General features: G+C 44.4%; 15 protein-coding genes. 10 read left to right on the forward strand and 5 right to left on the reverse strand.

The window, feature by feature from the left end:
- The first annotated feature begins 119 nt into the window (after nt 1-119).
- A complete protein-coding gene (locus tag AB4507_RS10825) occupies nt 120-1,406 on the forward strand; it encodes a DEAD/DEAH box helicase (protein WP_017069159.1) in 1,287 nt (428 codons plus the stop codon).
- A 164-nt stretch (nt 1,407-1,570) separates the two neighbouring features.
- The gene (locus tag AB4507_RS10830) at nt 1,571-2,191 is read left to right on the forward strand and encodes a LysE family translocator (RefSeq protein WP_017064486.1); all 621 of its coding nucleotides are present in this window, start codon (nt 1,571-1,573) and stop codon (nt 2,189-2,191) included.
- Nucleotides 2,192-2,447: 256 nt separating this feature from the next.
- On the opposite strand, the gene AB4507_RS10835 is transcribed toward AB4507_RS10830, so the two are convergent.
- Nucleotides 2,448-4,475: a PhoX family phosphatase gene (locus AB4507_RS10835; protein ID WP_372133683.1), complete on the reverse strand. Its 2,028-nt coding sequence runs from the start codon at nt 4,473-4,475 to the stop codon at nt 2,448-2,450.
- A 254-nt stretch (nt 4,476-4,729) separates the two neighbouring features.
- Between AB4507_RS10835 and AB4507_RS10840 the strand changes: the two genes are divergently transcribed.
- From AB4507_RS10840 to AB4507_RS10865, 6 genes are all read left to right on the forward strand, one after another.
- Entirely contained in the window at nt 4,730-5,071 is a 342-nt protein-coding gene (locus AB4507_RS10840) for a YggL family protein (protein ID WP_017062629.1), read from the forward strand.
- Between the two features lie 266 nt (nt 5,072-5,337).
- A complete protein-coding gene (locus AB4507_RS10845; RefSeq protein ID WP_017067451.1) occupies nt 5,338-5,478 on the forward strand; it encodes a hypothetical protein in 141 nt (46 codons plus the stop codon).
- Nucleotides 5,471-6,154 carry a spondin domain-containing protein gene (locus tag AB4507_RS10850; RefSeq protein WP_372136519.1) on the forward strand — a complete coding sequence of 228 codons (684 nt, stop codon included), beginning with the start codon at nt 5,471-5,473 and terminating at the stop codon, nt 6,152-6,154. Before AB4507_RS10845 ends, AB4507_RS10850 begins: the two co-directional genes overlap by 8 nt.
- A 9-nt stretch (nt 6,155-6,163) precedes the next feature.
- Nucleotides 6,164-6,844 carry a spondin domain-containing protein gene (locus tag AB4507_RS10855; RefSeq protein WP_372182657.1) on the forward strand — a complete coding sequence of 227 codons (681 nt, stop codon included), beginning with the start codon at nt 6,164-6,166 and terminating at the stop codon, nt 6,842-6,844.
- 81 nt (nt 6,845-6,925) lie between these two features.
- Nucleotides 6,926-7,657 carry a response regulator transcription factor gene (locus tag AB4507_RS10860; protein WP_017067448.1) on the forward strand — a complete coding sequence of 244 codons (732 nt, stop codon included), beginning with the start codon at nt 6,926-6,928 and terminating at the stop codon, nt 7,655-7,657.
- A 66-nt stretch (nt 7,658-7,723) separates the two neighbouring features.
- Nucleotides 7,724-9,097 (forward strand): sensor histidine kinase, encoded by a 1,374-nt coding sequence (locus AB4507_RS10865; protein WP_372136520.1) that lies wholly within the window; start codon nt 7,724-7,726, stop codon nt 9,095-9,097.
- Between the two features lie 48 nt (nt 9,098-9,145).
- Here AB4507_RS10865 and AB4507_RS10870 read toward each other — a convergent pair whose 3' ends face one another.
- A complete protein-coding gene (locus tag AB4507_RS10870) occupies nt 9,146-9,610 on the reverse strand; it encodes a hypothetical protein (protein ID WP_017062624.1) in 465 nt (154 codons plus the stop codon).
- A 158-nt stretch (nt 9,611-9,768) separates the two neighbouring features.
- Complete coding sequence (locus AB4507_RS10875) at nt 9,769-10,698, reverse strand: DMT family transporter (protein ID WP_017064490.1); 930 nt, start codon at nt 10,696-10,698, stop codon at nt 9,769-9,771.
- 149 nt (nt 10,699-10,847) lie between these two features.
- Here AB4507_RS10875 and AB4507_RS10880 point away from each other — a divergent pair, with 149 nt between their 5' ends.
- A complete protein-coding gene (locus AB4507_RS10880) occupies nt 10,848-11,306 on the forward strand; it encodes an Lrp/AsnC family transcriptional regulator (RefSeq protein WP_017062622.1) in 459 nt (152 codons plus the stop codon).
- A 169-nt stretch (nt 11,307-11,475) separates the two neighbouring features.
- Here AB4507_RS10880 and AB4507_RS10885 read toward each other — a convergent pair whose 3' ends face one another.
- Complete coding sequence (locus AB4507_RS10885; RefSeq protein ID WP_017062621.1) at nt 11,476-11,718, reverse strand: hypothetical protein; 243 nt, start codon at nt 11,716-11,718, stop codon at nt 11,476-11,478.
- Between the two features lie 269 nt (nt 11,719-11,987).
- Complete coding sequence (locus AB4507_RS10890; protein ID WP_372182659.1) at nt 11,988-12,563, reverse strand: hypothetical protein; 576 nt, start codon at nt 12,561-12,563, stop codon at nt 11,988-11,990.
- 96 nt (nt 12,564-12,659) lie between these two features.
- Between AB4507_RS10890 and AB4507_RS10895 the strand changes: the two genes are divergently transcribed.
- Complete coding sequence (locus tag AB4507_RS10895) at nt 12,660-13,343, forward strand: SH3 domain-containing protein (RefSeq protein ID WP_017069149.1); 684 nt, start codon at nt 12,660-12,662, stop codon at nt 13,341-13,343.
- The last annotated feature ends 162 nt before the right edge of the window (nt 13,344-13,505 follow it).

Raw genomic sequence — 13,505 nt, forward strand, 5'->3', positions numbered from 1 at the left:
CAGATTAAATGAGAAAGTTTGCGTTATATCACGATAAATGTGAGATAAATCACTCTAATTACTTTATAGTGCTCGGCTGAAATAAGAATGTAGGCTGTCTGCTTAAGGAACCCGTAACAATGTCATTTTCCTCTCAAGGTTTTGCTCCTGAATTAGTCAAAGCGTTGACTGAGTGCGGTTATGAAAAACTCACTCCAATTCAACAAAAAGCGATTCCAATGGCTCGTAAAGGCCATGATATTTTTGCTACTGCTCAAACCGGTACGGGTAAAACAGCGGCATTTTCATTGCCTGTTATCCAACACCTTTTGAACAGCGGTAAAAAAGCGTCTAGAGGAACGGCTCGCGGCCTTATTCTTGCTCCAACTCGAGAGCTTGCTGCGCAGATCGCTCAAAACATTAAAGACTACGTTAAATACACGGATCTAAGCGTTTCTGCGGTTTACGGTGGTAACAAGATGTCTTCACAAGTTCGTCAACTAGAACTGGGTGTGGATATTTTGGTTGCAACACCTGGTCGTTTAGAAGAGCACTTAGAAGCGGGTAACGTGTCTATTGCTAACCTAGAATTCCTAGTATTTGATGAAGCTGACCGTATCCTTGATATGGGCTTTATCAATGCCGTTCGTAAGATCATGTTGGATGTAGAAACATCACCGCAAATCATGATGTTCTCTGCAACGACTTCTACTCAGTTAAACCAACTGTCTGTTGATATTCTGCGTAAACCAAAACGTATTAGTGTTGAGCGCGAAAACTCAACGGCTGCTACTGTCGGCCACGTGGTTTACCCAGTGGATCAAGAGCGTAAAACAGAACTGCTTTCTGAGCTGATTGGTCGTAAAAACTGGCGCCAAGTGCTTGTTTTTGTTAACTACAAAGAAACAGCGAACGATGTAGTTAAAGAGCTTAAGCTAGACGGCATTAAAGCAGTATTGTGTCACGGTGATAAAGCGCAAAGTGCTCGTCGTCGTGCTCTAGACGATTTTAAAGAAGGTAAAGCGCGTGTAATGGTAGCAACCGACGTTGCGGCTCGTGGTCTTGATATCGAAGACTTACCACACGTAATTAACTACGACATGCCTTTCCTAGCGGAAGACTATGTTCACCGTATTGGCCGTACAGGTCGTGCAGGTAAGCAAGGTCACGCTGTCTCTTTCGTTAACCGCGAAGAAGAGCTGACTGTCGTTCAAGTTGAAAAACTGATTCAACAGCGCATTCGTCGTGTTGAACAACCGGGTTATGAACCGAAGAAACGTGATGCTTACATCGAGAAGCTGAACACTAAATCGGCTTACAAAAACCGCCAAGGTCGTAAGAACAACGCGAACGAAGAGACGCAAGATCAAGCAAGCGCTGAACGTCGTTTGACTATGATGAAGCGAATTAAAAACCGTCGTAAGTAATTACGGTTGGTGATTGAAAAGAGCCACTGTTATGTGGCTCTTTTGGTTTGTATTGATCGCAATATTGTTTATTGTCATTACTGCTTCGTTTCAACCTCGCTTCATTTCAAGCCCGATCAAGAAACAAGAACTAATAAATAAAAACAAGTCGATAAGGTAATAATATGGATAGCGCACTACTTTGGGCTTTTATTCCCACGTTTTTCTTCGTGTCAATCACGCCCGGTATGTGTATGACTTTGGCGTTGACACTTGGAATGAGTGTTGGATACAAGCGTACATTATGGATGATGATCGGTGAACTGGCTGGTGTCGCTGTGGTTTCTATTGCCGCGGTATTGGGTATCGCTTCGATCATGTTGAATTACCCATGGCTATTTACGGGCTTTAAATTTGTTGGTGCGGGTTACCTGTTTTATTTAGGCGTTCAGATGTGGCGTTCGAGAGGCAAACTGGCGATCAGTACTGACAACCAAACAACAAAAGTCAGCAATGATTGGGACTTGGTGGTTCAAGGTTTTGTCACTGCAATTGCGAACCCAAAAGGCTGGGCGTTTATGATTTCTTTGCTGCCTCCTTTTATTAACAGCAATAAAGACTTAGCACCGCAGTTGTTCATTCTCGTGTCAATCATTCTGGTTTCTGAGTTTGTTTGCATGACCTTATACGCGACAGGCGGAAAGAGCTTAAAGCATATGCTGGGCAAAGCCGACAATGTTAAGTTGATGAACCGCATTGCAGGTACGTTGATGATGGGCGTTGGTGTTTGGTTGTTCGTGAGCTAATTCTGGTTAGCCTACAACGAGCAGAGATCCCCGACTCAGTCGTTCCTCCTTCTCGAGGGTGACGCGTACGTGGGATGATGACGACTTAGGATTACGGTGAGTTTTGAAAATTCGGATTCTTACTTAAACCGAAGAATGCATAGAATATAAAAAGAGCGATAGGGCATTTGGCCTTATCGCTCTTTTTGATTTTACTTAGCTAGCGAACAGAGACTAGATAACAGAAATGTTTCTGATCTTAGCCTGCGTTGTATATTTAAACCGCGATTTCACCGCCGTCTTCACGACGAATCACAACCGTAGATGCTCTTGGGCGGACATTGCCTTGAGTTTGTGCTGTTGCATCTTCAGACGATGGCCAGTTTGCCGGGTGTTGAATGTTCACAAACAGTGATTTGAAATCTGGGCTGATGGTAAAGCCAGTCACTTCACAACCGTTTGGACCCACAAAGAAGCGTTTAAGCTGTGCTTGGTTGTTTGCATCAATCACCGCACTGTTGCCGTTGTCATCCGTTAACTGAGATGGAACCACTGCCAGCATTTGGTCATTGGTGTAGCCAGTGACTTCGTCTGCGCCGTTATCTGTCTGAATCCACAAGATGCCACGAGCATCAAACGCTAAGCCGTCAGGGCTCGCGAATTGGTTCATGTCTGTTAGACCAGAGCGGTTAATAGACTTGTCTTCCACTGCTGGTGAACCAAATACGAAGATATCCCAATCGAACTCGCCTGCCGTTTTGCCTTCATCCCAACGGATAACATGACCGAACTTGTTGTCTACGCGAGGGTTCGCAGAGTTCGCCTCTTTACGCTTGTTGTTATTAGTCAGCGTTAGGTAAGCCGTACCCGTCATTGGGTCAACAGAGCACCATTCAGGGCGATCCATTGGCGTTGCACCAACAAGGTCGGCAGCGCCCGCTGTATTGATGATAAGCGCTGCTTGAGAGTCAAATGAATCACCTAGCTTGCCGCCGTTTGTAGTCTTGCTGCCCAACGTTAGTGGTAGCCACGTACCTGAACCGTCATCGTTGAACTTAGCCACATACAGCGTGCCTTTATCCATGTACTTGTCACCCGCACTTAGGCGATTACTCGGTTCTGCGTCACGCGGGTCCCATTTCTCTTCAGAAACAAATTTGTATAGGTATTCAAAGCGAGAATCGTGACCAGAGTAGAATACGATTGGCTCGCCTTCGGTCAACTTACCAAACGTACAGCCTTCGTGACGGAAACAACCCAGTGCAGAACGTTTCTTAGCGCGAGAGTTTGCTGTGTATGGGTCTATTTCAACAATGTAGCCGTGGCCGTGTGCTTCGTTACGGTAATCGTCCATTGCTGACTCACCTGTTGGTGTTACGTCAAAGCGAGCAAATTCGTCTAGGCGTTCTTGTTTGTCACCAGAAAGTGTGTCCCAACCGTAACGTGTTTTGTCGGTAGCGATACCAATACGTTCTTGCGCTGGTGTTGTCTCGCCTTTGTTAACGAAATAACCCGGCCAGTTTTCTTCACACGTTAGGTAAGTGCCCCATGGTGTGTAGCCATTACCACAGTTGTTCAACGTGCCACGAGCTTGGCTGCCGTCTTGTGAGAACTTGGTTTTGGTAAATTCACTGTGTGCAACAGGACCAGACAGATCCATTACGGTCGCGCCTGTGTAGCGGCGGTTCAGAGGATCGTTATCGACCATCACCCATTGGTTGCCTTCAAGTTTTACACGAACCACACTCACGCCGTGTGCGTTGATCTCTTTACGTACTTCATCAAGGCTAGGGCGGTTGCCTTCATCGTATGTAGGACCATTAGCGTGCAGTGCTTTTTGGTCGATGTATTCGTGATTAATCACCAACAAACCGTCGTTGCTGTTGCCATTAAGCGGGAAGAAGTGCATGCCGTCGTGGTGCATGCCCAGTGAGTTTGCTTGATCTTGTGCGTTGTTGGTTCCATCTTTTAACCAAGCATTGCCTTGCTTGTTAAGTGGAGTACCCCAAGGAACCAATACTTGTGCTGTATAGCCTTTTGGCACAACGACACTGTCTGTCAGTGAGCCTTTAACCGATTCGAATGCAAGTGTAGCAGTGCTTTTTTGCGGTGCGCTAGATGATGCTGTCGCCGCGTGCGCTGTGCTGTGGCCTGCTAAACCAAAAGCACCAAACGCCGTCATTGCACTGATGCCTAAACCGCCTTTGAGAACATTTCTTCTTGAAAGGTTCGCATCTAAAACTTCTTCGAAGGGTTTGTTTTTGCTCTTATTAAAACGAGTGCTATCAAATGTTTCCTTGCTCATCTTTACTGCTTCCTATTGGCTGATTTTATTATTCGTTATTCATGACTTACCCACCTACTAACTAATTGGTTAATAAGTTGGGTCAATGTGTGACTAATCGTGAAGCAGTTAAGTGACAGATTTTTATAGATTTGATTAAGGTTTTGTTTCTGTAGCACGATTTTTGCCATTAACACCCTTGTGTAATACAAAACTCTTGGGGATTGATGTGGAACTGTGTATAAATGCTTTATCAAACGAAAAGAGAGGCAGTTATGAAATTAGATAAAATCGAAAACAAAAATCGTCGCCTACGCAAAAAGCTATACCTAGGTGAATTCGCGATTCTGGGTTTTGAAGTAAGCTGCAAGACATCGATTACTGATTTTGATCAATACGATGTGTTCATTGATGAGTTCATTGATTTCATCGACAGCATCGGTCTGTGCTTTGGTGGCGGCGGCCTTGAGCTGTTTGAAGGTTTCTTATGCTCAATTGAGCGCTACCGTTCAGTAACAGAAGCAGAACAACTGCAAGTTGCTCAATGGCTTGAAGCTCGTGCTGAAGTAAGCAAAGTGGAAGTTAGCGAACTGATTGACGCAAACTACGCGTTCTAATTTGATGTTGTGTTGTTAGCTCGATTGAAAGGCCAAATACGGCTTAGGAAAGAGTAACAACAGTACGCTAGAATAAAGGCCGAATCGTTAAATCGATTCGGCCTTTTTGCGTTTTATTCGTTCCATTTCTATTCTTTATCTTCTTTTCTATCCCTTCTGACGTAAATGATGAATTGATATTTTTCGATTAAATATTAGTACTTTATCGCTATTTTTATTTGCAGTAATAAGTTTGGATAAACTTGTGAGAGTTTTATGAGAATTCAATGAAGTTGCTGATAGATTTGATCGTCATTCTTAGAGTCAACAACACCACAGTTCGTTCTGGCAAAGGTAACGGTATATCGCTGTTATTCGTTTTGTTGGCAACGATAGGACTCGATAAAGGATGGAATCAAAATGAATAAACGTACTCAAATCAGCTTAGTGATCAGCTCGGCTATGTTGGCCTTCGGAGCGGCTCAAGTTCAGGCTGCTGAGCTTGAAGTCACTGTCACTAATGCAACGAAAGGGATCTACTTTACGCCTATCTTAGCGGCGGCTCATGACTCAAGCTTGTTCATGTTTAGAACGGGTGAAACGGCTTCTTCGGAACTAGAGTCCATGGCCGAAGGTGGCGATATTTCAGGTTTATCTGGTGTCATTGCCAACGCGGGAGGCGTGGTGGTTGAGAACCCAGCGGCCGGCATCCTCAATCCAGGCGTCGCAACTACGTTTGATATCAGTACTGGTGATTTAGAGTACCTATCATTGGGTGCAATGTTGCTGCCGACAAACGACGGCTTTGTTGGTCTAGATAGCTGGAAGATCCCAACTCAAGCGGGCACCTACAAAGCGACTCTAAATGGTTATGACGCAGGCACAGAAGCCAATGATGAGCTGGCGGGCAGTATGCCGAACCCTCCATTCATTACCTTTGGCGCTGGTGGCACAGGTGTAGAAACGGCAGTATCAAACGCTAAGGTTCATATTCATCCGGGTAACATCGGTGATAGTAACGCAGCTGGCGGCATCAGTGACCTCGATAGCAGTAGTCATCGTTGGCTAAACCCTGTTGCAACTATCACCATTGTTGTGAAGTAAGGGGGATGTATGAAAGCTAGAATTCTATTTATTGCTGCATCAGTAGCTGTGTTAGCAGGTTGTCCAGACGATGACGATGATTATTATCGTTACGATGTCAGTGTTGCTAACCTAACGCCCAATCAACCTATGTCGCCCCTCGCGGTATTGACTCACAATACGAATTTTGACCTGTTTGAAGTCGGGCAAAGTGCCTCTGTCGATCTGGAATACTTGGCGGAAGGGGGTAGTAATGCACAATTGCTTGCGCTCAGTGACAGTGACGTCAATGTTTATCAAGGCATCTCAGGCAATGGGCTGATTCTTTCAGGTGAGCAAGACACGGTGTCTATTCGTGTTGACCCAAATCAAGAAGGGTATATCTCAGTTGCTTCCATGTTGGTGAATACCAATGATGCGTTTGTTGGTGAATCCGGTTTGTCGCTTAAGTCATTAGCCGTGGGTGATACCTTTGTGATGAACATGAATGTTTGGGATTCAGGAACGGAATTGAACGACGAGCTTACTGCAACCATTCCGGGACCAGCAGGCGGTGGTGAAGGTTTTAATACCACACGAGACGACACCGATATAGTGAGTTTTCACTCTGGCGTAATCAGCCAAGATGATGGCCTTACGACTTCTACTTTAAGTGCAAATCATCGTTTCCTTAACCCCGGTGCAAGAATCACCATTACTCGAACTCAGTAACAGGTTGAAAGCACGATGAAAGAATTCCTGCTCTGTTCCGGTCAATTGAAAGGTGGGCGGACTCAGAATAGAGCAGGGATCATGAATAGTGCTGCGGTAAATTTGATGGCAAACATATTGTTGGTTGAAGACGATGATGACTTGGCTGAACTGGTGCAGATGCATCTTAAGTTCCAAGGGCATAACGTAATCAGAGCTAATGTGATTGAAAAGGCTCAGGCGCTCTATAAAGAGGGTCATTTCGATTTGATCGTACTGGATCGTGGCTTACCAGACGGTGACGGACTCGATTTCTGTCGAATGTTGCGTCAGCAAGAGGATTGGACGCCAGTACTCATGCTAACCGCAAGAGACGCTGAGTTAGATAAGGTGTCAGGCTTAGAAGCCGGTGTTGATGACTACATAACGAAACCTTTCAGCGTTCTCGAGTTTCAAGCAAGAGTGAGGAACGTGCTTCGCCGTTTAAGCCATGTCGAATCAGCGACTCAGGAGGTTGTGACAGCAGAATCGATTATGAATTTTGGTGTGCTCACTATTCAACCTGAACGCCATCAGGTGTCACTCAATAACCAAGACGTACCGCTGACAGCTACCGAGTTTACCTTACTTCATTTCTTAGCAACCCGCCCGGGGCGTGTGTATAGCAAAGACGAGCTGCTCGATCATGTTTGGAATACTCATCACTCTGGCTATCACCATACCGTGTGTAGCACAGTCAACCGTCTAAGAACCAAGCTTGCGATGCCGAATAGTGATGATGATTTCATTAAAACCGTTTGGGGTGTTGGTTATAAGTTTGAGTCGAAAGCTTAGGCCTATGTGTCGCGTCCGAAGTTTACTAAAAGGCCAGTAAGACCTAAGAGCCATCGAGGAGAGAACATGAGTTTCAAATCGTGTTTAGTGTTGTTCACCAGTTTGTGGTTTCTGCTCGTGAGTGTGGTGATTGCTTATACCTATAATTGGCAAAAAGAGACCATAGAACAAAGAACTAAGCAGAGCTTACACAAAGAGCTCGCGGTTCATATGCGCGATGATAATCCTCTGATGATTGGTACCGACTACAACCCTAAAGCGCTCAAATCCATTTTCCACACCTTGATGTTGATAGGGCCAGATTTTGATATGTATTTCCTCGACAGTCAGGGCAAGATTACGACTCATGCTGCGCCAGAAGGCACTGTGCTAGCCAACCAGATAGACTTAGCACCCATTCAACAGTTTTTAAACGACGAGCCTTATCCCATTCTGGGGGAAGATCCGATCAATCCCGGGGCTCGTAAGGTGTTTTCCGTAGCAGCGATTGAAGAGCTAGGTTCGACCGTCGGGTATCTGTACGTTTTGATTGGCAGTAATCGTCACACCGTGATTGCCAATTCGCAGGTCGACACGCCATACATTGCGCTCGCGGGGCTCATGCTGATCTCTATCTTGGGTTTTGCAGTTGGGGCTTATCTATTGGTTAAACGTAGCCTGTTAAACCCAATAGAAGCAGTAACCAACAAGCTGCAACAACAAGCAGAGCAAGATTTTCGATTGGACCCGAACTTCATTCATCAAGTACCAGAATTGGTGCCGATTGCACGCTCGTATCAGTTGATGGCGAAGCACATTCAACAGCAATTTTTGCAACTTGAATATCAGTCGTCACATCGAAGACAAAGCTTATTACAGCTCAGTCATGATTTGAAAACGCCATTGTCGAGTGTATTGGGGTATCTAGAAACGTGGAGGATTCAAAACCCACATTCGGATCCACTCATAGATGTGGCATATCGCAATGGCAACAAGTTATCTGAACAGCTCCATTCGCTGTTAGATAGCGCCAAGAAAGATAACCCGGTACCCACATATCAATACGCTTCAATCGATTTCAATGGGCTGATGAGCGAATGCTTAGAAACGATACAAAGCAAATATCGCCATAAAAATGTTGAGTTGAACATTAATATGCCTATTGGAATCAAGGCTGTGGGTGACAGTGATCTGCTTGAGAGGTTGATTTTGAATCTGTTAGATAATGCATTGAGGCATAGCCCAAGTGGCACTGTGGTGTCGTTAGATGTTGGTTTTGAAGCGGATTCCAAACGGGTGAAGGTGGTGATTCATAATGAGGTTGAACTGGAAGCGCCGAATGGTTCTTTGGGAATAGGAACCAAGATCGCGCAGTCGATACTGATGTTGCATCACAGTGTGCTAGAAACAACAAAGGCAGAGAACTCCTTTCAGCAAAGCTTTTATTTGCCTTCGGTATAGCTCTGTCTGCCTTCGTTTAGCTCGATGTATACTTACGTAGAACTAACGTTAAGCGTCTTTACTGTCTTCGTTGCCTTCGTTCACTTTCGCGTAGAAGTGAAGTAGCTCAGTTAATTCTTTAACCCAGCCAAACGCATCTTTAGGTGCGTTCTTTAAGATCTTTTCTACTTTCTCACAGTGCACTTCGATTGCGATTGCTTCTTCAAGGTTGAAAGAAATTGAGTAGAAGTGCCAAAGCAGTAGGCGAGTCATTCGCTCGATGTTCTGTTGCGAGTTATCCGACTCTGAGAAGGCTAGGTTTACTTCACCAAGCGCGATAGCTGTCATTCGAAGCATTGCGTCAAATTTCGCTGATTGCATGCGTTCTTCGCTGGTGACTTCTTCTTGCTCGAACGTAAACAATTCCGTCATTGCATCTTCAGGAACAAGGCGATGAATCATTCTTAAACTAAATTCTTCTAGTTCATGGCGAGGCATGGTGATTAAGCAATTTAAGGTGTAGTCGCGTTGCATGGTGTTCTCTTGGATCTGCAAAAAGGTCGGACAGTTTAATGGAGAAGCGAGCTCAGAAAAAGCAGATTTTAGATAAGCCTACGTTTGTGGGCTTATCTGTGTACTACAAGCCCTAAAATCGATGCTTATGGGAACTGTATTTAGGTTTGAACGCAGTATCAGGCTTTGCTGTGGCTTGGCGGTTGGTACTGCATCGACTGGTCGTTTCTCATGAATATGTTGCTCGCGACCAAACTGCCGATGCAAATAGAACCAAGGGCGAGCCAAGTCATCGCATCAGGAATCTCGTTGAATAGTGGGATCGCCAACAAGGTCGCCACTGCGGGTGTTGCACTGCCAAAAGCGGCAGAGCGTTCAGCCCCTAAGGTATTAACCGCATAAAGGTAAGTGAACGCAGCGATTAAACCCGCCCCAACGCCTTGCACTGTTGAATGAACGGCAAGCTCCGTGAAGGGCCAATTAGCGATTGGTGTGTCCATTAGGTGGCTTGGGAGGGTTCCAGTCAGGATTAGGACGAGTAAAAGCAAAGTAGAACAGAGAGAAATAAAACCGGCACTGACTAACGCATTAAGATTAGCGACACGGGCTGAGATGGTGAACATCGCCCACATTAAGCTTCCGCATAAAAACAACAAATGACCTTTGGTGTATTCGAAGTTGAAGCTGCTTAAGCTACTCCCTAAAAACAACAGTATGCCGAGCAAAACCAAACCTAAACCAACAACACGATGTCGGCTGAGTGGCTGCTTAAAAAAGAGTACCGCAATTCCTGTAACGAACAGAGGAAGCGTGCCCGGAACAAGAGCACTGCCATGAGATACCGGAACAAACTGCATGGCCGTTCCGGCAACAAGCAGATAAGGTAATCCGCTACCTACGAACATACCCGTTAGATACCGTTTAGGGACGACGGCAATCGCGCTGCGTGCTTTCCACATCAAAGGCAATAACACCAAAGCCGGTATGAGAAATCTTGTGAGGGCGATATCTGCAGGTGTTAAATCTGAATTTGCGCCGCCTTTAAGAGAAAGAAAAAAGCTCGCCCAAATGAGTAGGGTGACAGTAATAGATAAGTAGCCAAGATTCATAATATAGAAGGAGAGTGGGTGATGACTCATTATGGAACAGTTGGTGTGCCACAGGTTGGCAAGTTTTGGCTAAACTTGAACTATCGTTGATGATTTCTGCTAATATTCACCAAATAATTAACGGATTTAACTAATGTTCGGCATTTACTATGGATAGAATTGATAGGCATCTTCTCGAACTGCTACAAAAAGATGGCAGGTTAACCACGGCTGAACTTGCTGATGAAGTGGGTTTATCACCTTCGCCTTGTGCAAGACGAGTCAAAAGGCTAGAAGAAAAGGGCATTATTGACGGTTATCGTGTGAGCTTGTCACGAGAACAAGTCGGCATCGCAATGAGTGTGTTTGTTGAGGTGAGCCTAAACAACCACCAAGAAGTGTCGATAGATAAGTTTGAGGCGGCTGTTGTAGAGATGGAAGAGGTGATCAGTTGCCACGTTGTATCTGGGGCTTATGACTATTTGCTAGAAGTGGTTAGCCCGAACTTGATGGCCTACGAGGCATTTACAAGAAAACTTCAAAGGCTCTCTAACGTGAAAGATATTCATACCCACCTTGCGATAAGACAAGTAAAAGGCAATGCACCACTGCCAATTTATACCGATTAAGCCAAACTCTGAGCAGTAACACGAAGGCAGAATGAGCTGAAAACGAAATGGTTTACTCCTGAAGTAGAAGCGCGGTCAATATCAAAAATCATCCATTAAGTGTCAGGCTTCAGGCAATAAAAAACGGAGCACCTCGTGAAAGGTACTCCGTATATGATAGGTGCAAAACTTAGTGATACTTAAAGTTAGAGATTGAACAATCCCCAGTTTGTGCATTAATTCTGAATGAAAAAGCATGTGAATGATAATCCACGCCGTCATTCCAAATTGTCTCTCCAAATATCTTACATAGCTCTAGCTCACTTACTGAACCGAACTCTTCCATGTGTTTAGCTACAGATAAAAGTTTACCTCTTATCTCTGCAGTCCATTCCGTGTTACTCAAGCAGTTGAAAGCCATAGTCTTTTGCATATTACCTAGCCAAAATGTTTCTTGTTATTAAGTTATATGAAGATTCATGATAACAATTTTCTGGCGTTTGTAAATCTATTTTGTGATGAATATCTCACATACTCGCTTGCATTGGTCGGAAATTGAACTTCATTGTTGATAGATAGCACATTACTTTTACAACCTATTGATAAAGCTTTGATTAACGAGTTCTTAGAATATTATGAATGGGATTGAGCATATTTATCGGAAAAGTCCAGTCGAACGAGTGAGAGAATCTAATGGTGATTTCAGTTTGATGCATCGTTTGCTGGTTGGTTTATGTGGCGCGCTTCATCAATCATCGTCGCTTCTCTGCGGTATTTTGAAGACAGCTGACGGAATTTTTCACTGAGTGTATGGAGATCTCGGGAGAGTGATTGTGAGCTTTGTACGTGCACCTTTGCGCTTTCTGCCTGGCGCGGGAGTCTTGCTTTGGTGCAGTGTTTGGCGACGGCTTGCCATGAATACGCTAGAGAGTCAGCGCCTTCAAGTTCACTAGACACAAAATACGCCTGTTGTAGCAAAACCTCGGAGACGTCATACGCGGTATTCATATGACTATTGAGCTGCACATTAAACCTTTCTTCATACTTTGCCCAAAGCTCAATGATCTGCTTTTCATTAAAGTGTTTAGATAACAATGTCTGTGACTCATAGGTTGAAAGAACTTGGTTGAACTCTTTGGTGTACTGATTATAGCGACCTTCAAAAGAGAGCTGACGATCCAACAGTGTTTGCCAGTTTTCACGGTCACAATGATTCGCTAGAGCGACATTGGCACTAAAAGTTGCGCTTACAATGATAACTTTCCCCCAAAAACTCATGACTTTCCTCTACTTACCGTGCGCTCTATTGAGAGTATAGATGAGCAGCAGCATGAGTTGATGTACACTTGAGACATACCTATAACGGAAGAGCTGGTGGATTTGATGAAAAAAGCGCTGATCGCTTTACTTGTGTTGTTGATATTGGGCGGAGGGGGAGGAGCGGCATACTACTTCTTGGTCATGAATAAAGACCCAATCCCACAAGAGAAAACGGAAGAGCCGGCGTTAGAAGCTACCGAGCAATCTGAATCTGACCTTGTACCCATCATGGATCTTCAGCCTGAACCCGAGCAGACGGAATTTTACGTTTTGGAGAGAAAGCTTGAAGTGGTCGAGCAACCTGAAATTGATGGCTTGATAACAGATTACCTCTATAAAGGGGAAAAGGTGGTGGTACTCGAGAAACAAGGCGAATGGGCACGTATCTCAGACTATATAGTCCTTAAAGAAGGCGGCCCACAGACGGCGGAATGGGTCTCTATGTCAGGCTTATCGAATGATGAAGTCATTATTTCGGAAAAAGAAAGCAAAGAGATATTGGATTCCTATTTGGTTAAGTCTGATGACCTCAAGATCCATCAAGAAAAATTCCGTAATTCGGTGGCTAAACTGATCTCTGAGGGGGAGTGTGCCCCAAGTGATTTTGAAGAATTAGGCGGATGGGTGAAATCTGTTAAGTACAGCAATCGAGATGTCTATTTTATTTATTGTGGTGGGTTGTCCCTTGAAAACAAAATTTATCTTGATGTAAATACAAATGAAATATTTACGAAGTAAGATCCCACGCTCAATTTATTAATGCTATTTACTTAAGCCCACTCATAGATTGAGTGGGCTTTTTTGTCTATTCATAATGCTCATCTTCCCCATTTAGAACGTTAATTATATTGAAGCTCATATAGAATTATTAGGAACCATTTATTAATTTCTAATAATAGT

It is taken from the genome of Vibrio sp. 10N.222.54.A3, assembly GCF_041474095.1.
In the GTDB taxonomy this organism is placed as follows: Bacteria; Pseudomonadota; Gammaproteobacteria; order Enterobacterales; family Vibrionaceae; genus Vibrio; species Vibrio crassostreae_C.

What these genes read in the sequence shown, in the direction of transcription:
- AB4507_RS10825 (WP_017069159.1), top strand. Translation starts at nt 120, where the DNA reads ATGTCATTTTCCTCTCAAGGTTTTGCTCCTGAATTAGTCAAAGCGTTG.
- AB4507_RS10830 (WP_017064486.1), top strand. Translation starts at nt 1,571, where the DNA reads ATGGATAGCGCACTACTTTGGGCTTTTATTCCCACGTTTTTCTTCGTG.
- AB4507_RS10835 (WP_372133683.1), bottom strand. Translation starts at nt 4,475, where the DNA reads ATGAGCAAGGAAACATTTGATAGCACTCGTTTTAATAAGAGCAAAAAC.
- AB4507_RS10840 (WP_017062629.1), top strand. Translation starts at nt 4,730, where the DNA reads ATGAAATTAGATAAAATCGAAAACAAAAATCGTCGCCTACGCAAAAAG.
- AB4507_RS10845 (WP_017067451.1), top strand. Translation starts at nt 5,338, where the DNA reads ATGAAGTTGCTGATAGATTTGATCGTCATTCTTAGAGTCAACAACACC.
- AB4507_RS10850 (WP_372136519.1), top strand. Translation starts at nt 5,471, where the DNA reads ATGAATAAACGTACTCAAATCAGCTTAGTGATCAGCTCGGCTATGTTG.
- AB4507_RS10855 (WP_372182657.1), top strand. Translation starts at nt 6,164, where the DNA reads ATGAAAGCTAGAATTCTATTTATTGCTGCATCAGTAGCTGTGTTAGCA.
- AB4507_RS10860 (WP_017067448.1), top strand. Translation starts at nt 6,926, where the DNA reads ATGAATAGTGCTGCGGTAAATTTGATGGCAAACATATTGTTGGTTGAA.
- AB4507_RS10865 (WP_372136520.1), top strand. Translation starts at nt 7,724, where the DNA reads ATGAGTTTCAAATCGTGTTTAGTGTTGTTCACCAGTTTGTGGTTTCTG.
- AB4507_RS10870 (WP_017062624.1), bottom strand. Translation starts at nt 9,610, where the DNA reads ATGCAACGCGACTACACCTTAAATTGCTTAATCACCATGCCTCGCCAT.
- AB4507_RS10875 (WP_017064490.1), bottom strand. Translation starts at nt 10,698, where the DNA reads ATGAATCTTGGCTACTTATCTATTACTGTCACCCTACTCATTTGGGCG.
- AB4507_RS10880 (WP_017062622.1), top strand. Translation starts at nt 10,848, where the DNA reads ATGGATAGAATTGATAGGCATCTTCTCGAACTGCTACAAAAAGATGGC.
- AB4507_RS10885 (WP_017062621.1), bottom strand. Translation starts at nt 11,718, where the DNA reads ATGCAAAAGACTATGGCTTTCAACTGCTTGAGTAACACGGAATGGACT.
- AB4507_RS10890 (WP_372182659.1), bottom strand. Translation starts at nt 12,563, where the DNA reads ATGAGTTTTTGGGGGAAAGTTATCATTGTAAGCGCAACTTTTAGTGCC.